Consider the following 21535-nt stretch of genomic DNA (forward strand, 5'->3'; position numbering starts at 1 on the left):
GCACTTTCGTAACCCTCTCCCCTCTGGGGAGAGGGGACTTCAATTATTTCGCGAGTGCCCGCCATGCCCGACGTCGCCACGCCCGACACCCTGCCCTCCACCCCCGTCGCGGCGGAGCCAGCGGCGTCCGTCATCGAAGGCCGGGTGGACGCCGTCCAGGCCGGACGGATCTACGGCTGGGCCTGGGACCGCTCCTACCCCACCGACCGCCTGACGGTGGAGTTCCGCGCCGAGATGCCGGACGGCCGCAGCGTGGTCCTGGGGCGTGCGCTGGCCGACCGCCCGCGCGAGGATCTGGTGGGCGGCAACTTCGGCGACGGGCATCACGCCTTCGAGGCCGACCTTGAAATTCCGGCCGGGCTCGACCCCACGCGCGTCGTCGCCGTGGCCGCCGCCCCGAGCACCGGCACCATCGCCACCTTCGCCCAGCCGAGCGCCGAGGAAAAGCTGCTGGAGCGCACGCTCGCTCCGCATCTGGTGCGCATCGGCGCCGGGCTGGACGCCGCCCGCCGCGACCACCAGCAGATCGCCGCCGGCCAGCAGGGCATCGCCCGGCTGCTGCGCGAGACGCAGGAGCGCATCGCCGCCGGCCAAGCCGGAACCAGCACCGCCGCGGCGCAGCAGGCCGCCCTGTCGGACGCGCTGCACAGCCTTCAGGAGCGGGTGGCCGGGCTGGAGGTCTTCCTCGTCCGCATGGACACGACGCTGCGCGGCTTCGACGATGCGCTGAAGGTGAAGTCGGCCAAGTCGCACGCCCCCACCATCATCGCCGCCCTGGCCTCAGCCGTGGGGGCCTTCGCCGCGACGGTGATCGGGCTGGCCATCTTCGGGTAACGGCGGCCCGCCGCCCTCCCTGCTCCTGCTCCGAGACTCCGTTTCATTGTTCCCAGGCGCTTCAGCCGCCGCCGATCCTGGCGGCGGCTTTTCCATGCGCTGATGGTGGGTGCGCCGATGATGGACGCGCGGCCGTTCCGCGTGCCACCCTGCATGACGCGCGTCCCGCCGGGATCATGCGGGCCGCGATGCGGCGTTCAGGGCGTCCCTGAAACGAACCGCATTCCGAACCGACAAGGCCAGCGGCCTTCTACCGGGAGACATGCGACATGCCCGCAGATGGTCCTTCCACCCCTCCGACCTCCCCGCTCGGCGGCGCCCTCATCACGCCCAAGGACCTCCACGCGATCAGCGAAGCGCAGGAGAAGGCGCGCCTCAAGGAGGCGCAGGATCTCGCGAAGAAGCAGCAGGAGGAGCAGACCGCGATCCACGAAGCCTTCATGCACCAGCACATCCGTCCCGACGCCAAGGAGCGCTTTACCCATGCCGTGCGCGCAGCGGCGGAACGCGGGGAGACCGAAATCGAGATCGTGCGTTTTCCCAGCAGCTACTGCAGCGATGGCGGCCGGTCGATCAACAATTTCGAGCCCGACTGGCCGGACAGCCTCACCGGCTTCGCACGGGAGGTCTACGACAATTACGACCGGTATCTCCGCCCCGCCGGCTACAAGCTGCGCGCCCAGATTTTGAGCTATCCCGGCGGCATGCCGGGTGACGTCGGCGTCTTCCTGCATTGGTGAGACCAGCCACGTCCGGACGCACCGACACCCGGCCAAGGAATGGCCGGGCGCGGTCGTCGCCGAAACGATGGAGAGAGAACCCGTCCTTACGCGGTCGGGCTGGCCTTGGAGGCCGAGGAGATGGTGTTGTTGGCGACGTTCTGGCTGATGCTGTCGGCGATGGACACCGCCGAGCGGCCGTTGTTGTTGTTGAAGATGTTGTCGTGCACGTCGAGCGTGATCGACCCGGCGCCCTTCAGGTGCTCCATGATGCCGCCGTTGTTGTTGAAGATCTCGTTGCCGTAGATCTTGTAGGTGACGCTGGTGCCCTGGTTCTGGCCGACCGAGATGCCGACGTTGGCGTTGCCGTAGATCGTGTTGTCGTAGATCTCGGTGCTCGACTTGGCGAGGATGCCGGCGCCGCGCGGGTTGTCGTAGATCGTGTTGTCGTGGATCTTCAGCGTGCTGTTGGCCTGGCTGTGGTCGTGGTACAGCCCGTGCGAACGGCCGTCGCCGCCACCGGCGCCGTTGTTGAAGATCGTGTTGCCCGCGATCTCACCGCTCAGGATGCGGCCGTTCCAACCCGAATACACACCGTCGGTCCGCCAGCCGTTGTCGCTGATCGTGTTGTTGGTGAAGTACTGGTCGGCGTTGTCGGCGGAGTAATGCACGATGCCGTAGGCGCCGTTGCCGTCGATCGTGGAATGGTCGATCCGCAGCCCGTGGGAGGTGCCGCTGATGACGACGCCCGAACCGTGGTTGTCGACGATCTGCGAGTTGGTGACCTTCACGTTGTCGGCGCCGCCGTTGAGCAGCAGGCCGGCGTCGCCCGAACCCTTCATGGTCAGGCTGTCGAAGGTGATGTTGTCCTTGTTGTTCAGGCTGACGGCGTAGCTGGAGCCGCTGGCCGCCTCGATCACCGGGTTGGCTCCGGTGCCGTAGGCGCCGTAAATGATCGGCTTGTCGGAGGTGCCGGAGGTCGAGGCCAGCAGGCTGTCGTGCCAGGTCTCGCCACGCTCGAACAGGACCAGGGAGCCGGCGGCGAAGTTGGTGGAGTTCACCTTGTCCAGCGACTTCCAGGCCTGGTTCGCGTCATGGCCGGAGTTGCTGTCGCTGCCGTTGGTCGCATCGACGTAGTAGATCTGCGAGGCCGGGGTGGACGGGTAGTCCGACGTGCCGGAGGTCGGCGCCGTGGGGGCGGCCGGGGCCGCAGCGGCGGTCGTCGCGAAGAACTCCTTCGGAGCGGCGACGGCCAGCGTGCCGTTCCACCACATGTTGGCCTGACCCGGGACGACGTCCTTGCCGTCGAGCGCGCCCTTGTCATAGGTGACGGACGGATCGGTCGGGGCGACCTTGTGACCGTTGATGGAGATGGCGTTGACGGTCAGGTTGCGGTCCTGCCCATCGACGGCGCCGTCGTTGTCGTACTGGATCTGAATCTTGTGCGCCTGATCGGCGGTCACGTTGGCGTCGAAGGAGAAGTCCTTGGCATCGCCGCCCGCGGTGCCTTCGCCGACAACGGCGCCGTCCACCAGCAGTTTGAAATGGGGCGAGACGCCGCCCGCGGCGGTGCCGGAGGCGTTCACGACGATCTTGGCGGTGGAGGCGGCAGCGGCCGTGGCATCGGCCAGCGCCAGAGGCTGTGCGGTGGTCTGGAGTGCCTGGAGATGGAGAATTGAGTCCGGCGTTGCGGCGCTGTCGGCGGTCACCGGGGTGATGCTGTCGACAACAGCCTGGAACGGATCGGCAGCAGAATCACCGACAAAACCGGTCGTGTCGGCGTGGTTCTGATGATCAAGCTCAATGGCCATATGTTCCATGGTCTTTCACTCTTTCCTTTTTACAGCGCCACGTTTGTGGCGGTGGGCGGGAATGTGCGCGGATCGCGCCGTCCCGCTTGCTGTGCGCTCAATCGTTTTCGACAGGACCGGAGCCTAGCCAGCACCGTGTGGCCTTAAATGGTTCGATTTTAGGATAATTAGTTTTTGAAGTGCGCCAAATCCGTCACAGGAATTCCCCTAACGAAAGAGGTAGTTCCTCGAATTTAAGCGCTAGAACTAATGGGGTAACTCTTTCGTCAAATTCTTGAAATTGCAGTGAACTACAAGAATTTAGCTACCGATTTTCGATGCATTCTTGCGCTGCACCCAATGATTGGGCTCGGTCGTCTTGTGACATTCCTGTTGAAGAAAGCTGGGATGCCACATACCATACGCCACACGGACAGTTTGCATAACAAACAATCCGTCTCGCCAGACAATCCAAAAATGATGAGCCGTGCCGACGGAAGCCCGGCCACCCAAAAGGGAAGGAATGAGGCATGAAGGACGTACAGCGCCCGCGCTGCGCGCGGAAGACCCCTTTTGACTCCTTCGCTTTTAAAAGACCCCACAGAAGAACGCTCGCCGGCGGAACGGCCCTGGCCGGCGCGCTCGGCCTTCTGCTGATCCCGGCCGCGGCCCAGGCCGCCTGGGAGCCGACCAAATCGGTCGAATTCGTCGTCCCGGCGGGAACCGGTGGCGGCGCCGACCAGATGGCGCGGATGATCCAGGGCATCATTCAGAAGAACAACCTGATGGGCCAGCCCATCGTCGTCATCAACAAGTCGGGCGGCGCCGGTGCGGAAGGCTTCCTCGACGTCAAATCGTCGAACCGCAACCCGCACAAGATCATCATCACCCTGTCCAACCTGTTCACCACGCCCCTGGCGACCGGCGTTCCCTTCTCCTGGAAGGACATGACGCCGGTGGCGATGCTGGCCCTGGACAACTTCGTCCTGTGGGTGAACAGCGAGGCCGCGCAGAAATCGCCCAAGGAGTTCGTCGAGGCCGCCAAAGAGGGCGGCGCCAACCGCTTCAAGATGGGCGGCACCGGCTCCAAGCAGGAAGACCAGATCATCACCGCCGCCATCGAGCAGTCGGCGGGCGTCACCTTCACCTACGTTCCCTACAAGGGCGGCGGCGACGTGGCGGCCCAACTCGTCGGCAACCACATCAACGCCAGCGTCAACAACCCGATCGAGGCGGTGTCGCAATGGCGGGCCGGGGCGCTGCGGCCTCTCTGCGTCTTCGACAAGGAGCGCATCCCGCTGAAGGAGCCGGTGGCCGACGGCAAGTCGTGGAACAGCATCCCGACCTGCAAGGAATCCGGGCTGGACGTGGAATACACCATGCTGCGCGGCATCTTCATGGGGCCGGGCGTCACGCCGGACCAGATCGCCTACTACGTGGACCTCTTCAAGAAGGTCCGCGAGACGGAGGAGTGGAAGGACTTCATGGCGAAGGGGGCCTTCAACGTCAGCTTCAAGACCGGCGACGAGTTCAAGACTTGGCTGACCGCGGCGGAAACCCAGCACAAGACCCTGATGGACAAGGCGGGCTTCACCAAACAATAGCCCCTCTCGTCCGACGCGCGGCCCCCGGGGCATCGCGCCCCGGGCGCCCTCCCCTGCCTTTCGGGTTTTTGCGGGAGTGAGCCATGGAGCATGGAACACAGAACAGTGATCCGGTCGTCTCGAACCGGACCATGGAAATCGTCGTCGCCGGGCTGTTCGCTCTCGTCGCCCTCGTGGTGATGGCCGACAGCATCCGCGTCGGCAACGGCTGGGGGTCCGACGGACCGAAGGCCGGTTACTTTCCCTTCTATGTCGGCCTGATCATGCTGGTCAGCAGTCTGGCCACACTGGCCGTCAACCTCTGGCGCCACAGCGGCGAACGCACCGCCTTCGTCGAGAAGCATCAGCTCGCCCTGGTTCTCCAGGTTCTGGTCCCCAGCGTGGTCTTCGTAATCCTGACCGCCTTCCTAGGCATCTATCTGTCGGCGGTGCTGTTCATCGCCTTCTTCATGCATTGGGTGGGCAAGTATCCGCTCAAGACGATCCTGCCCGTCTCCATCCTCGTGCCTGCGGGCCTCTTCGTGATGTTCGAGATCTGGTTCCTGGTACCGCTTCCCAAGGGGCCGGTCGAGACGATGTTCGGGTTCTGACGAGTCCAGTTCTTACCAGTCCAGTTTTTTAAAAGCCGGGGCGGCCGCGGGAACGGCCGCGCACACCGAAGCAGCGGCAGGCATCCGCGACGAACCAGCCCATGCGGCGGGGACGAACCCCGTCCTGCGCGCTCAAGACGCGACCTTTCCAAACGGAACGGGCGCGGATGCCGGAAAGGGAGGGAAACTTGGAAGCGCTCGGGTCACTCATACAGGGGTTCGGCGTGCTCGCCGATCCCATGAACATCGCCTACATGTTCATCGGCATCACGCTGGGCGTCCTGATCGGCGTGCTGCCGGGGCTGGGCGGGGCGAACGGGGTGGCGATCCTGCTGCCCCTGACCTTCAGCATGTCGCCGACCTCCGCCATCATCATGCTCTCCTGCATCTATTGGGGGGCGTTGTTCGGCGGGGCCATCACCTCGGTCCTGTTCAACATACCGGGCGAGCCATGGTCGGTGGCGACCACCTTCGACGGGCACCCAATGGCGCAGAAGGGCCACGCGGGCGAGGCGCTGACGGCGGCCTTCACCTCGTCCTTCTTCGGGGCGTTCGTGGCGGTTCTGCTCATCACCTTCCTGGCCCCGGTGATCGCCGGCTTCGCCCTGCGCTTCGGCCCGGCGGAGTTCTTCGCGGTCCAGCTCCTGACATTTTGCAGTTTCGTCGGCATGGGCAGCGAATCCCCCTTCAAGGTGCTGTGCGCCATGATGCTGGGCTTCGCGCTGGCCGCGGTCGGGCTCGACAGCGTGACCGGCGAGTTGCGCATGACCTTCGGTTCGGTGGAGCTGCTGCGCGGCTTCGACTTCCTGATCGCGGTCATCGGCCTGTTCGGCATCGGCGAAATCCTCCTGACCATGGAGGAGGGGCTGGCCTTCAAGGGCAAGAGCGCGAAGATCAACGCCAAGGTCGTGTGGGAGACCTGGAAGAGCCTGCCCCGCTACTGGGTGACCGCCATCCGCGGCTCCATCGTCGGCTGCTGGATGGGCATCACGCCCGGCGGTGCCACCCCCGCCTCCTTCATGAGCTACGGCCTCGCCAAGCGCTTCTCCAGGAACCGCCAGAATTTCGGCAACGGCGAGATGGAGGGCGTGGTCGCTCCGGAAACCGCGGCCCACGCCGCCGGCACCAGCGCGCTGCTGCCCATGCTGACCCTGGGCATCCCCGGCTCGCCCACCGCGGCGGTGCTGCTGGGCGGCCTGCTGATCTGGGGACTCCAGCCCGGCCCGCTGCTGTTCATCGAGCAGAAGGAGTTCGTCTGGGGCCTGATCGCCAGCATGTATCTGGGCAACATCGCCGGCCTGATCGTCGTGCTGACCACGGTTCCGGTCTTCGCCTCGATCCTGCGCATACCCTTCAGCATCATCGCGCCGGTCATCGTGGTGATCTGCGCGGTCGGCGCCTACACGGTGCACAACGCCTTCCTCGACATCGTCATGATGCTGGTGTTCGGCGTCGTCGGCTACGTCTTCAAGAAGCTGTCCTACCCGTTGGCCCCGCTGGTGCTGGCTCTGGTGTTGGGTGACATGGCGGAAAGCTCCTTCCGGCAGGCCATGCTGGTGTCGCAGGGCGATCTGGCTATCTTCTGGTCCAACCCGCTGGTCGGCAGCATCGTCACCCTGGCGCTGGTCATGCTGTTCTGGCCGGTGATCTCCGCCCTGCTGCGCAAGCGCCAGGCCCGGCAGGACGGCGGGAGCGAGGTCATCCCCGTGAAATAGCTCCACCCACTCCCCCGCCGGCGTCCGGGACGGGACGACCGGCGGGGGGATTCCTTCTCACATCGGGGGGTTCGGGACGATGGACACGTCCGATTTCATGATCGCTCTGCTCCAGATCATTTGGATCGACATCCTGCTGAGCGGCGACAACGCGCTCGTCATCGCGCTGGCCTGCCGCTCGCTGCCGCCGAAGCAGCAGAAGATCGGCGTCTTCCTCGGCACCGGGGCGGCCATCGTGCTGCGCGTGCTGTTCGCCGTCATCATCGCCTATCTGCTGGCCATCCCGTACCTGAAGATCATCGGCGGGGTGCTGCTGTTCTGGATCGCCATCAAGCTGATGCTGCCCACCGAGGAGGAGGCGCAGGCGGAGCATGCCGGCACCTCCGCCGGGCTGTGGGGGGTGGTCCGCACCATCGTGATCGCCGACGCGGTGATGAGCCTGGACAACGTCATCGCCATCGCCGCCGCCTCGCACGGCAACACGGTCCTGCTGATCCTCGGGCTGGCCATCAGCATCCCGCTGATCGTCTTCGGCAGCACGCTGATCCTGAAGGCCATCGAACGGCTGCCGGCCCTGGTCTATGCCGGCGCCGGGCTGCTCGGCTACATCGCGGCGGAGGTCATCCTCACCGACCCGAGCATCCATTCCCACGTGACGGAGAGCCTGCCGGTGCTGACCGGGACGGCGCCCTTCGTCGCAGCGCTGGGGGTGATGACCGCCGGGTTCCTGATGGCCCGCAGCATCAACCGCCGCCGCGCCGTGGTGGAGACCGATCCCGCCTGAGGAGCCGTCAGCAGGAGGACGGGCGACGGGGCTCGCGGCAGCGGTCGCCCCGCACCGCCCGGAAACGGCCCGGCAGAGCCATGGCGCGCACGTCGGTGGTGATTTCGGAGATGAGGCCCGGATCGTTCCGCAAAATCTCCGTCACCACGGCGGCCAACCCGGCCAGGGCGAACACGACAGCAAGACTCTCCAACATGGGGAACTCCGGACTCTGACCACACTCATGCTGCGCTGCAGCAGAGATGGCGCAAAGTCCGTTGGGGAGCAAGGGATAAGAAACGTAGCATTTCGTATACCAGACACGCAGCAGGAGCCGGACACAGGCTCCGCACCGCCAGTTCAGGGAGGAACGTCGAGATGCAAGCGAAGGATGTCATGACATCGCCGGTCATCACGGTGGCGCTGGACACCCCCGTGCCGGACATTGCCGAATTGCTTTTAACCCATCGGATCAGTGGCTTGCCGGTCGTCGACCAGGACGGCCGCGCGGTCGGCATCATCAGCGAGGGGGACCTTCTGCGCAGGGTCGAGACGGGAACCGACCGTCCGCGCGCCCGTTGGCTGGAGATGCTGGTGGGCCGCAACGTGCAGGCCGCCGACTTCCTGAAGACCCATGGTCGCTGCGCGCGCGACGTCATGTCGCGCCCGGTCCAGGCCGTCTCGCCCGACACGGAGATCGCCGAGATCGCCGACCTGATGGAGGACAAGCGGATCAAGCGCGCCCCCGTCCTGGTCGACGGGCGTCCGGTCGGCATCATCAGCCGGGCCAACCTGCTGCATGGGCTGCTTCGCAACCGGCGCGGCGGGACCGGCTTCGGCGCGTCCGGCGACGAGGCGATCCGCGCCGCGCTGCTGGAGGCGTTGGAGGGACAGTCCTGGGTGGACCTCGATCGGATCAACATCGTCGTCAACGACGGGGTCGTGCAGCTCTGGGGCATGGTCGACAGCGAGGAGCAGCGCCGCGCCCTGCACACCGCGGCGAGCGGCGTGAGCGGCGTGAAGCGCGTGGAGGAGCATCTGAACCGGAACCGCTTCGTCGGGTGATCCCCGGCCATCCGCCCCATCGAAGGAGCAGACCGATGCCGCCACCCGAATTGTCCGTCCAGCCGCTGGATTCCGGAGCCACCTTCCGCAACCAAGTCTACCGACGGCTGAAGCAGGCCATCATCCAGATGGACATCTACGACCACCCCGGCGACGTCCGGTTGGACGAACGCCAGCTCAGCGGCCTGCTGGGCGTCAGCCGGACCCCGATCCGCGAGGCCCTGACCCTGCTGGAGCAGGAGGGGCTGGTACGGCTGGAGCCGCGGCGGGGAATCTACGTCGTCCGCAAGACCAAGACCGAGATCATCGAGATGATCATCGCCTGGGCGGCGCTGGAAAGCATGGCAACCCGCCTCGCCGCCGAGCGCGCCACCGCGGAGGACATCGGCACGCTGTGGGACATCTTCCGCAGCTTCGAGGAGCAGGCGCCCTCCGACAATATCCAGGAATATTCCGACGCCAACATCGAGTTCCACAAGGCGATCATCCGCCTCAGCCGGGCGCGCATCCTGGAAACGCTGACCGACAACCTGTTCATCCACATGCGGGCCATCCGCAAGCTGTCGATCCGGCAGGACAACCGGGCCGAACAGTCGATGCACGAGCACCGCGACATCATCCGGGCGCTGGAGCGGCGTGACGGTGAACTGGCCGAGCGTCTGGCGCGCGAACACACGCTGGGTCTGGCCGCCCATGTCGAGCGGCACGGTGATTTTCTCGACTGGCTGCGGCTTGCCGAGGTGCGGGGCGCCGACGTGAAGGCCGCGTTCAAGGACGGTCTGCCGCTGATGTAGTGGTGGAGAAGGGGCCGTAATTTAACCCTCTCCCCCTGGGGAGAGGGTGGCCCGAAGGGCCTCTCGCGCTGGCCAGAGGCCAGCGCTGACGGCGGCATGCGGATGCCTCTGGCATCCGCTGAGAGCCGGTGAGGGGGTTGCGCTTTTGCCGAGCGTCCCGACACGCGCATCCCCCTCACCCTAACCCTCTCCCCGGAGGGGAGAGGGGAAGCACGCCTCCCTCACTTCATCGACGGGAAGGAGAACTGCGCGCCTTCGCGCACGCCGCCCGTCGGCCAGCGCTGGGTGATCGTCTTGCGCCGGGTGTAGAAGCGCACGCCGTCCGGCCCGTAGGCCGCCAGATCGCCGAACAGCGACCGCTTCCAGCCGCCGAAGCTGTGGTAGGACACCGGCACCGGCAACGGCACGTTGATGCCGACCATGCCGACCTTGATCGCGTCGGTGAAATAGCGCGCGGCCTCGCCATCGCGGGTGAACAAGCAGGTGCCGTTGCCGTATTCGTGGGCGTCGATCAGATCCATGCCCTCCTGCATCGTCGCCACGCGCACGACGCAGAGGACCGGGCCGAAGATCTCCTCCCGATAGATTCTCATGTCCGGCGTCACCCGGTCGAACAGGCAGCCGCCGAGAAAGAAGCCGCCCTCGTGTCCCGGCACCACCAGCCCGCGGCCATCGACCACCAGTTCCGCCCCTTCGGCGACGCCCTGGTCGACAAAGCCCTTCACCTTCTCGAAATGGGCGCGGGTGACCAGAGGACCCATGTCGCAGCCGGCGCCGGTCCCCGCCCCCACCTTGAGGCTGCGCACCTGCTCCGCGAGCATCGCCACCACGCGGTCGGCGGTCGCGTCGCCCACCGCGACGACCACGGAGATCGCCATGCAGCGCTCCCCGCAGGAGCCGTAGGCCGCCCCCATGATCGCGCTGACCGCGTTGTCGAGGTCGGCGTCGGGCATGACGATGGCGTGGTTCTTCGCCCCGCCCAATGCCTGCACCCGTTTCCCATGGGCGGTGCCGGTGGCGTAAACATACTCGGCGACCGGGGTGGAGCCGACGAAGCTGACCGCCTGGACGCGCGGGTCGGTCAGCAGTGTGTCGACCGCCTCCTTGTCGCCGTGGACGACGTTCAGCACGCCCGGCGGCAGGCCCGCCTCCTGCGCCAGCTGCGCGACGAGCAGGGAGGCGCTGGGGTCGCGCTCCGACGGCTTCAGAATGAAGCAGTTGCCGCAGGCCACGGCGACGGGGAACATCCACAGCGGGACCATGGCCGGGAAGTTGAAGGGCGTGATGCCCGCCACGACGCCCAGCGGCTGGAACTCCGACCAGCTGTCGATGCCCGGCCCGACATTCTTGGAATGCTCACCCTTCAGCAGATCGGCGATGCCGCAGGCGTATTCGACATTCTCGATGCCGCGGGTCAACTCGCCGCGGGCGTCCTCCAACGTCTTGCCGTGCTCCCGCGTGATCGCCGCGCAGACGCGGTCGGCGTTGTCCTCCAGCAATTGGCGGAAGCGGAACATCACCCGCGCCCGCTTGGCTGGCGGCGTTGCCCGCCACGCCGGGAAGGCGGCCTCGGCGGCGGCGATGGCCGATTCAACAGTGGCGCGGCCAGCGAGTGGGACGCGGCCGACGGTTTCGCCCGTCGCCGGGTTCACGATGTCGGCGCTGCGGGTCTCGGCGGGGGCGTCGGCCGCGCCGCCGATGAGGTGCGGAACGAGGGGCATGGCAGTTCCCATCCTCAAGCGGTCGCCTGGATGGCGTCGGAAACGGCGTTCATCAGCCGGTCGAGGTCCTCGCGCTCGCTGATGAAATGCGGGCCGAACTGCAGCGTGTCGCCGCCGAAGCGGACGTAGAATCCCGCCTTCCAGCACTTCATGGCGATCTCGTAGGGCCGGCGGGCCGGCTCGCCCGGCAGAGCCGCAATCTGCACCGCGCCGGCGAGGCCGTAGTTGCGGATGTCAGTAACGTGGCGAAGCCCCTTCAGCCCGTGCAGCACCGTCTCGAAATGCGGGGCCAGATCCGCCGCCTTCTCGGCCAGCTTGTCCCGCTCGAACAGCTCCAGAGCGGCGAGGCCGGCGGCGCAGGCCACCGGATGGGCGGAGTAGGTGTAGCCGTGCGGGAACTCGACCATGTAGTCGGCGCCGCCGTTGTCCATGAAGGTCTGGTAGATCTCATGGTTGGCGACCACCGCGCCCATCGGCACCGCGCCGTTGGTCAGGCCCTTGGCGACGTTCATGATGTCGGGGACCACGCCGAAGGCGTCGGCGCCGAAGGCGGCCCCCATGCGGCCGAAGCCGGTGATGACCTCGTCGAAGATCAGCAGGATGTTGTGCTTGTCGCACAGCGCGCGCAGCCGCTGCAGATAGCCCTTGGGCGGCGGCAGCACGCCGGCGGAGCCGGCCAGCGGTTCCACGATCACCGCGGCGATGTTGGAGGCGTCGTGCAGGGCGACCAGTTCCTCCAGCGCGTCGGCCAGCTCGGCGCCCTGCTCCGGCAGGCCCTTGGTGAAGGCGTTCTGCGGCAGCAGCGTGTGCGGCAGGTGGTCGGCCTCGACGCCCGAGCCGAACAGCTTGCGGTTGCCGCCGATGCCGCCCAGGCTGATGCCGCCGAAATTGACGCCGTGATAGCCCTTCGAGCGGCCGATCAGCTTGGTCTTGGCCGGCTGGCCCTTCAGCCGCCAATAGGCCCGCGCCATCTTCAGCGACGTGTCGGTGGCCTCCGACCCCGAATTGACGAAGAACACATGGTCCAGCCCGGCCGGCGTCATCGAGGCCAGCTTGTGCGCCAGCTTGAAAGCGGCGGGGTGGCCGAACTGGAAGGCCGGGCTGTAGTCCAGTTCGGCGATCTGGCGGGCCACCGCCTCGCTGATTTCGCGGCGGCTGTGCCCGGCGCCGCAGCACCACAGGCCGGACAGGCTGTCGTAGATCTTCCGCCCCTCGGCGTCCCAGTACCAGGCGCCCTCGGCGCGGGCGATCAGGCGCGGGTTCGCCTTGAATTCGCGGTTCGCCGTGAAGGGCATCCAGTGGGCGTCCAGCTCCTCGCGCGTCAGCCCGGCGGTCGGGGCGGTTCCGGCTTTCTGGCTCTCGTCCAACGGCGGCATCGGGCGGCACTCCTGCTGGCTGGGGTGGGCGTCGGGGGTCGTCTCGGAAAACAGTGTGCGCGGAGGCTTGGTTGCGGTTAAATCCAAACCATTCAAACCTTACGCAAGCATCTGCTTACCTATCCATGACCAAGCCCGTCCGCCCCCTGAGCGGCCTCAACGACGCCGACCTGCGCCTGCTGCGCGTCTTCAAGACGGTGGTGGAGTGCGGCGGCTTTTCCGCGGCGGAGGTGGAGCTGAACATCAGCCGCGCCGCCATCAGCCTGCACATGGCCGATCTGGAGCGGCGGCTGGGGCTGCGGCTGTGCCGGCGCGGGCGGGCGGGCTTCCTGCTGACCGACGAGGGACGCCTGGCCTACGAGGCGGCGCTGCGCCTGTTCGCCGGGCTGGAGAGCTTCCGCAGCGAGATCAACGCCGCGCACGGGCGGTTGCGCGGCGAATTGAACATCGGCATCACCGACAACCTCGTCACCATGCCGAAGATGCGGGTGACCGACGCGCTGCGCGGCCTCAAGCAGCAGGGGCCGGAGGTGCGGGTGAACATCCGCATGATCCCGCCCAACGAGATCGAGCGGGGGGTGCTGGACGGGCGCCTGCATGTCGGTGTCGTGCCGGCGCGGCGCGCCCTGCCCGGCCTGGAACGCCTGCCGCTGTACCAGGAGGAATCACACCTCTACTGCGGGCGCGGCCATCCGCTGTTCGACGCCGAGACGGTGCCCGGCGCGGCGGTGGAGGCCGCCGACGCCGTCGCACCGACCGAGGCGCAGCAGGTGCCGGAGGCGGCGGGGGTGCAGCGGGCGCTGACCGCGACCGCCACAGCGACCGACCGCGAGGGTGTGGCCTTCCTCATCCTGACCGGCTGCTACGTGGGTTTCCTGCCCACCCATTACGCGCGGCAATGGGTCGAGCGCGGGGCCATGCGCGCCCTGCTGCCGGAGCGCTTCCATTACGCCCAGGAATTCCAGGCGGTCACCAAGACGGGCACACAGGCCAATCTGGTGCTGGAGCGGTTTCTTGACCTGCTGAGACGGACAGGGTTGGAGGGGGCGGGAACGAAGGAGGTGGGCGGCCCCCAAAAATCGGGGTGATTTCCATTGACGCCGGCCCGGTCGCGCCCCACCGTAATTGAGGGGAATACGAACAAAGAACCGGTGGGGGAGCGCGGCCATGGTGATGCTGACCGAACAGTTCGTCATCGACTATCTGCTGTTCGCCGCCGTCCTGCTCACCGTCACTTGCTCCCTGCTCGGCAGTTTCTTTCTGAGCGCGCTCAGCCGCCAGACGGGGGCGCTGTCCCGCCTGCTGCTGTGGAGCGTTCCGGCGACCCTGCTCAGCACCGCCCTGTGGTCGTTGGCCATGCCGATCAATCAGGCGCTGGTGGTCGGCGTGGCCACCGCCGGGGCGACGCTTGTCGGACAGCATCTCCTGCCCTTCGGCCCGGTCGGCCCGCGCGGGGTCTGGTCGTGGGAGGCGCTGCTGTTCCGCGGCCTGTCCTGGACCGGGCGCACCGCCCTGATGCTCGCCCCCGCCGTGTGGCTCGGCGGCATGCCGTCCTGGATCCTGTGGTTCGCCTTGGCCGGCCCGATGAACGCGGCCATCTTCGCCCTGTGCCAGTTGCGCGGCACCAACCCGGCGCTGCGGCGGTCGGTGGAGCAGGGAGATGTCCTGTGGGGCGGGGCCCAGGGAGCGGTTCTGGGCGGCCTGCCGGCCTTCCTGATGCTTTTGTGAGCCCCCGAAAAAACCGGGGATGAATCCACCGTACTCATACGAAAATGTAGCGGGTGGGTCTTGCGTGGGTGGGACGACCGGGCCATCTGTGCGGGACTGGCTCCGGGCCCCTCTGGCGGTCCACTTGGTACGGACCGCGATGTCGGAGCCCTTCACTTGAGCGGACGGCGCAGCCGTCCCCTTCTGGAGGGTCCGTATGACCGCTACCTCTTTTTCGTCTTTCCGTTACGGTTCCGCCTACGGCGAGACCGCGCATTTCGCGGCGCGCCAGCGGCTGGAATGGCTGGCGCGGATGATGGACAGCGCCGTCCGCGTGCCGGGCACCAACATCACCTTCGGCGCCGACGCGGTGCTGGGTCTGGTGCCGGGCTTCGGCAACCTCGCCACCACGGCGGTGTCCGGCTATCTCATCCGCGAGGCCTGGAGGCTCGGCGTGCCGCGCGGCAAGCTGCTGCGCATGGTCGGCAACGTGGCGATGGACAGCCTGATCAGCGCCGTCCCGGTCGCCGGCAACATCGCCGACGTGTTCTGGAAGGCCAACCGCAAGAACATGGCGATCCTGGCCGAGCATCTGGACGGTCATCCACCGCACGGCGATCGGACGCACCGTCGCCGTCGTTCGGCGCCCTACACCATCGACGGCGAGTGGCGCCGGACGCGGTGACCCCGGACGTGGTGAAGGGGCGCGTTACTCCCCACCGAACCTGATGCGATGGTTTTCCAGCATCAGCTCGTCCAGCCGGCGGCCGGCGGTGAAGCCCGCCAGCCCCGGCGGGACCGGCGTGCCGGCGGGAAGCCGCGGGCAAGGTTCGGCGGCGCCGATCACCTGAACCACCGGGTAGCGGGCGGTGTAGATGGGCAGGTCCATGTCCTCGCCCTCGTCCGACAGGCCCTTGCCCCGGACCTTGGCGCTCGCCTCCTCGATCTCCATGCCGACCACCATGGTCGCCTTGATCTCCTGCGCCGTGCTGGCCCGCAGGTCGGCGCTGCGCCCCGGATAGAAGCGGTCGACCATGGCGTCGAGCGCGCGGGCCTTGGCCTCCGGCTCCTCGACGATGCGCGCGGTGCCGAAGCACATGGCGGACCGGTAATCGGCCGAATGGTTGAATCCGCTGCGGGCCAGCACGAGGCTGTCGAGATGCGTGACGGTCAGGCAGACCGGCAGACCGTCGCGCTGCGCCCGCAGCATCCGGCTGGCCGAGGACCCGTGCCAATAAAGATGCTCCCCCTCCCGCCAGAAGGCCGTGGGCGTGCAGTAGGGCTGCCCGTCGATCACGTAGGCGATGTGGGCGATCATCGCGCCGTCGAGGATGGCGTGGACTGATTCCCGGTCGTAGCGGCCCCGCTCGTGCAGGCGTTTCACCCGGTTGCGGTCGGTGACGGGATAGCTTTCGGACGGAACGGCCTCGGACATCACGGAACTCTCTTCGCGGCGGTGGACAACAACGCCATTAGAGCCTAGCCATTGGTCCGGCGTGAGAGCCAATTCCGACCTTGTCGACTGGACCAATCCGATGCCCGCCGATTTGTCCGACCTGATGCTTGTCCCCATCGACCGGACGGGCGGGGAACCGCTGCTGCGACAGGTCTACGGCGCGCTGCGCCGGGCCATCCTGTCCGGTGCCCTGCCACCCGGCGGGAAGCTGCCGCCGACGCGCGCCCTGGCCGAACGGCTCGGCGTCGCCCGCAACACGGTGGTCGTCGCCTATGAGCAGCTTCTGGCCGAGGGCTTCATCGAGGGGCGCGTCGGGGCGGGCAGCTTCGTGTCCAGCGATCTGCCGGACGGGTTGGAGGTGTCGCCGCCGGAACAGCCCCGCCGCGTCCCCTCCCCGCCCCCATCGGCCACCCCCTTCGGCACCCTCCCGTTCAGCACGGGGCGCTGCGCCCTGGACGAGCGCAGTTTGCGGATCTGGCGCAGCCTGACCCTGCGGCACCTCCAGCGGCCCGACCCGGAGATGCTCGGCTACGGCGAACCCGGCGGGCCGGCGGCGCTGCGGCAGGCCATCGCCCGCTACCTCCAGAGCGCGCGGGCGGTACGCTGCGAGCCGGAGCAGGTGGTGATCACCGCCGGCGCCCAGCAGGCCATCGACCTCGTGCTGCGTGTGCTGCTGCGACCCGGCGACCCGGTGTGGCTGGAAGACCCCTGCTACCCCGCGGTGCGCGCCGCGCTGGAAGCGGCACGGGCGCGCGTCGTGCCGGTGCCCGTCGATGGGCAGGGCATGGTAGCGGCGGCGGGCGTCGCCGCGGCGCCGGACGCCCGGCTGGCCTATGTCACGCCGTCCTCTCATTACCCGCTGGGGGTCGTGCTGTCGATGGCGCGGCGGATGGAGCTTCTGGCCTGGGCGCGCACGGCCGGCGCCTGGGTGCTGGAGGACGATTACGACAGCGAGTTCCGCTACGCCGGCCGTCCGCTCGCCTCGCTCCAGGGGATCGACGGCGGCGGGCGGGTCATCTACGTCGGCACCTTCAGCAAGGTCCTGTTTCCCGGCCTGCGGCTCGGCTACGCCGTCCTGCCGCCCGAGTTGCTGGACCCGGTGCTCACCATGCGTCGCCTGACCGATTGGCACCCGGCGACGCTCTACACGGGCGTGGTGACGGATTTCCTGAACGATGGTCATTTCGGCCCGCACCTGCGCCGCATGCGCCGCCGCTACACGGCCGCGCGGGATGCGCTGGCCGACGCCATCGGCGCCCATCTCTCCCCCTGGATGGAGGCGGAGGTGCCGGAGCAGGGCATGAAGCTGATCGCCCGCCTACGCCCCGGCCTGTCGGACCGCGCCGTGGAGGCGGTGGCGGCCCGGCGTGGCATCGCCGTCCGCTCGGTCAGCCCGATGCACATCGCCACCCCGCCGTTGCAGGCGCTGATGCTGGGCTTCACCGGCCACGAGCCGGGCGCCCTGCGCCACGCCGCCCGCGAACTCGGCGCCGCGTTGGCGGCCGCACGATTAGACGTCTAATCCTCATTTTCGGATGCAAAAGAGTTAATCTAAAAAAGCCTATTCCCACCAATGCGCTTTGTGCCGCCGCACCCCCTAGCTTTCTCCGGCCGCACGGCGATCCCGGCCCTATGGGGTAGCCCCGATACTCCCTTTTCGGGCCGCTCCCCTCCGGTCGTTCGGCGCGCCCTACCCCCGATACCCTGTGCAAGGCAGGCCCCAACCTTGCGACGATCAAGCTGCATGCCTGTTGAGGGGTGGCGCCGGTCCTTCGCCGTTTCGTGGCGTTTTTTGCCGGCGTCCAGTCCATTCGAATACGGAGATATTTCTTACAATGTGCGGCATCAGCGGGGAAATCCGCTTCGATTCTCGCCCGGCCTCCGCATCCGCGGTCGGCTCGATGACCGAAGCCCTGGCGTTGCGCGGCCCCGACGGGCAAGGCGTCTTCGCCCATGGCAGGATGGCCTTCGGCCACCGGCGGCTGAGCATCATCGACCTGTCCGAGGCGGCGCAGCAGCCGATGACCGACCCCGAGCTGGGCCTCGGCATCGTCTTCAACGGCTGCATCTACAATTACCCGGAACTGCGGGCGGAGTTGGAAGCCAAGGGCTACCGCTTCTTCTCGCACGGCGACACCGAAGTCCTGCTGAAAGCCTATCACGCCTGGGGCCGCCGCTTCGTCGAACGGCTCTACGGCATGTTCGCCTTCGCCATCTGGGAGCGCGACAGCGGGCGCGTCACGCTGGGCCGCGACCGGCTGGGCATCAAGCCGCTCTACCTATCCGAGACGGCGGGACGGCTGCGCTTCGCCTCCACCCTGCCCGCCCTGCTGGCCGGCGGCGACATCGACACGACGATCGACCCGGTGGGGCTCTACCAGTATATGAGCTTCCACGCCGTCGTTCCGGCGCCGGGGACCATCCTGAAGGGCGTGCGCAAGCTGCCGCCGGCCACCCTGCTGACGCTGGAGCCGGACGGACGCCGCATCGAGGAAACCTATTGGGAACCCGTCTTCGGCCCGCCGCCCGGCGACGAACGCATGTCGGAAGGCGACTGGCAAGACGCCGTGCTGTCCACGCTGCGCAAGGCGGTGGAGCGGCGTCTGGTCGCCGACGTGCCGGTCGGCGTGCTGCTGTCGGGCGGTCTGGACAGCTCCGTCATCGTCGCCCTGCTGGCGGAGGCCGGGCAGACCGGCCTGCAGACCTTCTCCATCGGCTTCGAGACGGTGGGCCAGGAGAAGGGCGACGAGTTCCAGTATTCCGACCTGATCGCCCAGCGCTTCCAGACCGACCATCACAAGCTGTTCATCGACAGCAACCGCGCCCTGCCCGCCCTTCAGGACTGCGTGCGGGCGATGTCGGAACCGATGGTCAGCCACGACGCCATCGGCTTCTTCCTGCTGTCGCAGGAGGTCGCCAAGCATGTGAAGGTGGTGCAGAGCGGCCAGGGCGCCGACGAGATCTTCGCGGGCTACCACTGGTACCCGCCGATGATGGAGGCGGCGGACCCGCTGTCCACCTACGCCAAGGTCTTCTTCGACCGCAACCGCGCGGAGATGGCCGAAGCACTGAACCCGCAGTATCTGGCCGACGAGGACGCGGCGAGCGCCTTCGTCGCCGCCCATTTCGCCCGGCCCGGCGCCGACCGCCCGGTGGACAAGGCGCTGCGCCTCGACACCACGGTCATGCTGGTCGACGACCCGGTGAAGCGGGTCGACAACATGACCATGGCCTGGGGGCTGGAGGGGCGCGTCCCCTTCCTTGACCACGATCTGGTCGAGTTGGCCGCCCGCGTCCCGCCGGAGCTGAAGGTGCGCGACGGCGGCAAATACGTGCTGAAGGAGGCGGCGCGCAAGGTCGTCCCCTCCGAGGTCATCGACCGGCCCAAGGGCTATTTCCCCGTTCCGGCGCTGAAGTACCTGCGCGGTCCCTATCTGGAGCTGGTGCGCGACGTGCTGAACCAGCCCGCCGCGCGGAAGCGCGCTTTGTTCCAGCCGGCCTATCTCGACCGCCTGTTCAGCGATCCGGAAACCCACATCACGCCGCTTCGCGGTTCCAAGCTCTGGCAGGCCGCCCTGCTGGAGTTCTGGCTGCAAACCCACGGGATCTGAACACCGCATGATGACGATGCAGAATCGCACCCAGACGCCTTTCCGGATCGAACGCGCCCTGGTCTCCGCCCTGATGGACGAGGACTCGCCGCGCCCGAACCGCCGGACGGGGGCGGGGCATCCCGGAGCGGAAAAGGGGCCGACGCCGCGCGCGGTGGTGAATTGCGGCTGGGGCCGCCTGCTGTTCGCCAACACCTTTCCCGACGTCGGTGAACTGATCGCCGTGATGCGCCAGGAGGGGCCGGGGCGGCGCGACATCGCGCTGTATCTGGAGGACCCCCACGTGGCGCTGGCCCAGGCGCCGACCGAGCTGTTCCTCGACCCCTCCCACACCTACCGCCTGCGCTTGGCCGGCTTCCGGCCGGGCGGCGAGACACGCGGCTTCGCCATCGAAAAACTGCGCGGCCGCCAGGACGTCGATGCCGTAAACCGCATCTACGGCGCCCGCGGCATGGTCACCATGGACCCGGAATTCTGCTGGTCGGAGCGCGACAGCCGCGTGCTGACCCACCTGATCGCCACCGATCCGGTCAGCGGGGCGGTCATCGGCTCGGTCACCGGGGTGGACCATGTCCGCGCCTTCAAGGACCCGCAGAACGGCTCCTCCCTGTGGTGCCTGGCGGTCGATCCGCAGGCGGCCTACCCCGGCATCGGCGAAGCGCTGGTGCGCGCGCTGGCCGAGCATTTCAAGGAGCGCGGGCGCAGCTTCATGGACCTGTCGGTCCTGCACGACAACGCCAACGCCATTGCGCTCTACGAGAAGCTGGGCTTCCGGCGGGTGCCGGTCTTCGCGCTGAAGACCAAGAACCCAATCAACGAGAAGCTGTTCGCCGGCCCGGCGGTGGAGGCCAGCCTCAACCCCTACGCCATGATCATCATCAACGAGGCCCGGCGCCGCGGCATCGGGGTGGAGGTTGTGGACGCGGAATCCAACCTGTTCCGCCTGAGCTTCGGCGGGCGAAGCATCCTGTGCCGCGAGAGCCTCAGCGAGCTGACCTCGGCGGTGGCGCTGTTCCGTTGCGACGACAAGGCGGTGACCCGGCGCACGCTGCTGCGGGCCGGCCTGTCGGTGCCGGACCAGATGACCGCGGATGGCATGGACGACAACGCGGCCTTCCTGGAGCGCCACGGCAGCGTCGTGGTGAAGCCCGCCCGCGGCGAGCAGGGCCAGGGCATCACCGTGGACGTGCGCGACGCGGAGACACTGGCCTGGGCAGTGTCCAAGGCGAAGAAGATCTGCGAAACGGTCCTGCTGGAGCAGTTTGTGCAGGGCCAGGACGTGCGCATCCTGGTCATCGACTACCGCGTCGTCGCCGCCGCGGTGCGCCGCCCGGCGGAGATCGTCGGCACCGGCGAGCGGACGATCTCGCAGCTGATCGAGGCGCAGAGCCGCCGCCGCGCCGCCGCCACCGGCGGGGAAAGCCGCATCCCGATGGACGAGGAAACGGAACGTTGCGTGCGTGACGCCGGTTTCACCATGGACTCGGTCCTTCCGGAAGGGCAGACGCTGGCCGTGCGCAAGACGGCCAACCTGCACACGGGCGGCACGCTGCACGACATCACCGACCGCCTGCACCACCGCGTGGTGGAGGCGGCGGTGGAGGCGGCGCGCGCGCTCGACATTCCGGTGGTCGGCCTGGATCTCCTGATCCCCGACCTGCTGGGATCCGACTACGCGATCATCGAGGCGAACGAGCGGCCCGGTCTTGCCAACCACGAACCGCAGCCGACCGCCGAACGCTTCCTTGATCTTCTCTTCCCCTACTCCGCGGTCGATCCGCGGGCGTGAC

19 protein-coding genes are annotated in these 21535 nt (G+C 67.6%); 14 read left to right on the forward strand and 5 right to left on the reverse strand.

Going from position 1 to position 21535, the window contains the following annotated elements; translation table 11 throughout:
* Positions 1–63: 63 nt before the first annotated feature.
* Positions 64–834: a hypothetical protein gene (locus Sp245p_RS29775; RefSeq protein WP_014241736.1), complete on the forward strand. Its 771-nt coding sequence runs from the start codon at positions 64–66 to the stop codon at positions 832–834.
* Positions 835–1103: 269 nt separating this feature from the next.
* Positions 1104–1574 (forward strand): hypothetical protein, encoded by a 471-nt coding sequence (locus Sp245p_RS29780; RefSeq protein ID WP_014241737.1) that lies wholly within the window; start codon positions 1104–1106, stop codon positions 1572–1574.
* Between the two features lie 86 nt (positions 1575–1660).
* On the opposite strand, the gene Sp245p_RS29785 is transcribed toward Sp245p_RS29780, so the two are convergent.
* Positions 1661–3373: a right-handed parallel beta-helix repeat-containing protein gene (locus tag Sp245p_RS29785; RefSeq protein WP_014241738.1), complete on the reverse strand. Its 1713-nt coding sequence runs from the start codon at positions 3371–3373 to the stop codon at positions 1661–1663.
* Positions 3374–3873: 500 nt separating this feature from the next.
* Between Sp245p_RS29785 and Sp245p_RS29790 the strand changes: the two genes are divergently transcribed.
* From Sp245p_RS29790 to Sp245p_RS29805, 4 genes are all read left to right on the forward strand, one after another.
* Complete coding sequence (locus Sp245p_RS29790; RefSeq protein ID WP_081863301.1) at positions 3874–4947, forward strand: Bug family tripartite tricarboxylate transporter substrate binding protein; 1074 nt, start codon at positions 3874–3876, stop codon at positions 4945–4947.
* Positions 4948–5030: 83 nt separating this feature from the next.
* Positions 5031–5537 (forward strand): tripartite tricarboxylate transporter TctB family protein, encoded by a 507-nt coding sequence (locus Sp245p_RS29795; RefSeq protein WP_014241741.1) that lies wholly within the window; start codon positions 5031–5033, stop codon positions 5535–5537.
* Positions 5538–5725: 188 nt separating this feature from the next.
* Positions 5726–7252, forward strand: coding sequence for a tripartite tricarboxylate transporter permease (locus tag Sp245p_RS29800; RefSeq protein WP_014241743.1), 1527 nt, complete (start codon positions 5726–5728; stop codon positions 7250–7252).
* A 79-nt stretch (positions 7253–7331) separates the two neighbouring features.
* Entirely contained in the window at positions 7332–8036 is a 705-nt protein-coding gene (locus Sp245p_RS29805) for a TerC family protein (RefSeq protein WP_014241744.1), read from the forward strand.
* Positions 8037–8043: 7 nt separating this feature from the next.
* Here Sp245p_RS29805 and Sp245p_RS29810 read toward each other — a convergent pair whose 3' ends face one another.
* Positions 8044–8232, reverse strand: coding sequence for a hypothetical protein (locus Sp245p_RS29810; protein WP_014241745.1), 189 nt, complete (start codon positions 8230–8232; stop codon positions 8044–8046).
* Between the two features lie 179 nt (positions 8233–8411).
* Here Sp245p_RS29810 and Sp245p_RS29815 point away from each other — a divergent pair, with 179 nt between their 5' ends.
* On the forward strand, positions 8412–9080 hold the full coding sequence (locus tag Sp245p_RS29815; RefSeq protein WP_158310423.1) for a CBS domain-containing protein: 669 nt from the start codon (positions 8412–8414) through the stop codon (positions 9078–9080).
* A gap of 35 nt (positions 9081–9115) precedes the next feature.
* On the forward strand, positions 9116–9874 hold the full coding sequence (locus Sp245p_RS29820) for a GntR family transcriptional regulator (protein WP_014241747.1): 759 nt from the start codon (positions 9116–9118) through the stop codon (positions 9872–9874).
* Between the two features lie 221 nt (positions 9875–10095).
* On the opposite strand, the gene Sp245p_RS29825 is transcribed toward Sp245p_RS29820, so the two are convergent.
* Entirely contained in the window at positions 10096–11595 is a 1500-nt protein-coding gene (locus Sp245p_RS29825) for a CoA-acylating methylmalonate-semialdehyde dehydrogenase (RefSeq protein WP_014241748.1), read from the reverse strand.
* A 14-nt stretch (positions 11596–11609) separates the two neighbouring features.
* Positions 11610–12971 carry an omega-aminotransferase AptA gene (gene aptA / locus Sp245p_RS29830; protein WP_014241749.1) on the reverse strand — a complete coding sequence of 454 codons (1362 nt, stop codon included), beginning with the start codon at positions 12969–12971 and terminating at the stop codon, positions 11610–11612.
* 125 nt (positions 12972–13096) lie between these two features.
* On the opposite strand from aptA, the gene Sp245p_RS29835 reads away from it, so the two are divergent.
* The 3 genes from Sp245p_RS29835 to Sp245p_RS29845 all read left to right on the forward strand — a co-directional run bounded on the left by Sp245p_RS29835 (position 13097) and on the right by Sp245p_RS29845 (position 15363).
* Positions 13097–14059, forward strand: a complete 963-nt coding sequence (locus Sp245p_RS29835; protein ID WP_014241750.1) for a LysR family transcriptional regulator — start codon at positions 13097–13099, stop codon at positions 14057–14059.
* Positions 14060–14138: 79 nt separating this feature from the next.
* Positions 14139–14699, forward strand: coding sequence for a hypothetical protein (locus Sp245p_RS29840; protein ID WP_014241751.1), 561 nt, complete (start codon positions 14139–14141; stop codon positions 14697–14699).
* Positions 14700–14895: 196 nt separating this feature from the next.
* Positions 14896–15363, forward strand: coding sequence for a DUF4112 domain-containing protein (locus tag Sp245p_RS29845; protein WP_014241752.1), 468 nt, complete (start codon positions 14896–14898; stop codon positions 15361–15363).
* A gap of 24 nt (positions 15364–15387) precedes the next feature.
* On the opposite strand, the gene Sp245p_RS29850 is transcribed toward Sp245p_RS29845, so the two are convergent.
* Positions 15388–16113: a pyridoxamine 5'-phosphate oxidase family protein gene (locus tag Sp245p_RS29850; protein WP_014241753.1), complete on the reverse strand. Its 726-nt coding sequence runs from the start codon at positions 16111–16113 to the stop codon at positions 15388–15390.
* A gap of 100 nt (positions 16114–16213) precedes the next feature.
* On the opposite strand from Sp245p_RS29850, the gene pdxR reads away from it, so the two are divergent.
* The 3 genes from pdxR (at position 16214) to ngg (ending at position 21534) form a co-directional block, all read left to right on the forward strand.
* Positions 16214–17656, forward strand: coding sequence for a MocR-like pyridoxine biosynthesis transcription factor PdxR (gene pdxR, locus Sp245p_RS29855; RefSeq protein ID WP_014241754.1), 1443 nt, complete (start codon positions 16214–16216; stop codon positions 17654–17656).
* A 313-nt stretch (positions 17657–17969) separates the two neighbouring features.
* Positions 17970–19745: an N-acetylglutaminylglutamine amidotransferase gene (locus tag Sp245p_RS29860; RefSeq protein WP_014241755.1), complete on the forward strand. Its 1776-nt coding sequence runs from the start codon at positions 17970–17972 to the stop codon at positions 19743–19745.
* 7 nt (positions 19746–19752) lie between these two features.
* Positions 19753–21534, forward strand: coding sequence for an N-acetylglutaminylglutamine synthetase (gene ngg, locus Sp245p_RS29865; protein ID WP_014241756.1), 1782 nt, complete (start codon positions 19753–19755; stop codon positions 21532–21534).
* Position 21535 lies beyond the last annotated feature (1 nt).

This window comes from Azospirillum baldaniorum, from assembly GCF_003119195.2.
Lineage (GTDB): Bacteria > Pseudomonadota > Alphaproteobacteria > Azospirillales > Azospirillaceae > Azospirillum > Azospirillum baldaniorum.

What these genes read in the sequence shown, in the direction of transcription:
- Sp245p_RS29840 (WP_014241751.1), top strand. Translation starts at nt 14,139, where the DNA reads ATGGTGATGCTGACCGAACAGTTCGTCATCGACTATCTGCTGTTCGCC.
- Sp245p_RS29820 (WP_014241747.1), top strand. Translation starts at nt 9,116, where the DNA reads ATGCCGCCACCCGAATTGTCCGTCCAGCCGCTGGATTCCGGAGCCACC.
- Sp245p_RS29775 (WP_014241736.1), top strand. Translation starts at nt 64, where the DNA reads ATGCCCGACGTCGCCACGCCCGACACCCTGCCCTCCACCCCCGTCGCG.
- aptA (WP_014241749.1), bottom strand. Translation starts at nt 12,971, where the DNA reads ATGCCGCCGTTGGACGAGAGCCAGAAAGCCGGAACCGCCCCGACCGCC.
- Sp245p_RS29790 (WP_081863301.1), top strand. Translation starts at nt 3,874, where the DNA reads ATGAAGGACGTACAGCGCCCGCGCTGCGCGCGGAAGACCCCTTTTGAC.
- ngg (WP_014241756.1), top strand. Translation starts at nt 19,753, where the DNA reads ATGATGACGATGCAGAATCGCACCCAGACGCCTTTCCGGATCGAACGC.
- Sp245p_RS29780 (WP_014241737.1), top strand. Translation starts at nt 1,104, where the DNA reads ATGCCCGCAGATGGTCCTTCCACCCCTCCGACCTCCCCGCTCGGCGGC.
- Sp245p_RS29835 (WP_014241750.1), top strand. Translation starts at nt 13,097, where the DNA reads ATGACCAAGCCCGTCCGCCCCCTGAGCGGCCTCAACGACGCCGACCTG.
- Sp245p_RS29795 (WP_014241741.1), top strand. Translation starts at nt 5,031, where the DNA reads ATGGAGCATGGAACACAGAACAGTGATCCGGTCGTCTCGAACCGGACC.
- pdxR (WP_014241754.1), top strand. Translation starts at nt 16,214, where the DNA reads ATGCCCGCCGATTTGTCCGACCTGATGCTTGTCCCCATCGACCGGACG.
- Sp245p_RS29825 (WP_014241748.1), bottom strand. Translation starts at nt 11,595, where the DNA reads ATGCCCCTCGTTCCGCACCTCATCGGCGGCGCGGCCGACGCCCCCGCC.
- Sp245p_RS29815 (WP_158310423.1), top strand. Translation starts at nt 8,412, where the DNA reads ATGACATCGCCGGTCATCACGGTGGCGCTGGACACCCCCGTGCCGGAC.
- Sp245p_RS29810 (WP_014241745.1), bottom strand. Translation starts at nt 8,232, where the DNA reads ATGTTGGAGAGTCTTGCTGTCGTGTTCGCCCTGGCCGGGTTGGCCGCC.
- Sp245p_RS29845 (WP_014241752.1), top strand. Translation starts at nt 14,896, where the DNA reads ATGACCGCTACCTCTTTTTCGTCTTTCCGTTACGGTTCCGCCTACGGC.
- Sp245p_RS29860 (WP_014241755.1), top strand. Translation starts at nt 17,970, where the DNA reads ATGTGCGGCATCAGCGGGGAAATCCGCTTCGATTCTCGCCCGGCCTCC.
- Sp245p_RS29805 (WP_014241744.1), top strand. Translation starts at nt 7,332, where the DNA reads ATGGACACGTCCGATTTCATGATCGCTCTGCTCCAGATCATTTGGATC.
- Sp245p_RS29785 (WP_014241738.1), bottom strand. Translation starts at nt 3,373, where the DNA reads ATGGAACATATGGCCATTGAGCTTGATCATCAGAACCACGCCGACACG.
- Sp245p_RS29850 (WP_014241753.1), bottom strand. Translation starts at nt 16,113, where the DNA reads ATGTCCGAGGCCGTTCCGTCCGAAAGCTATCCCGTCACCGACCGCAAC.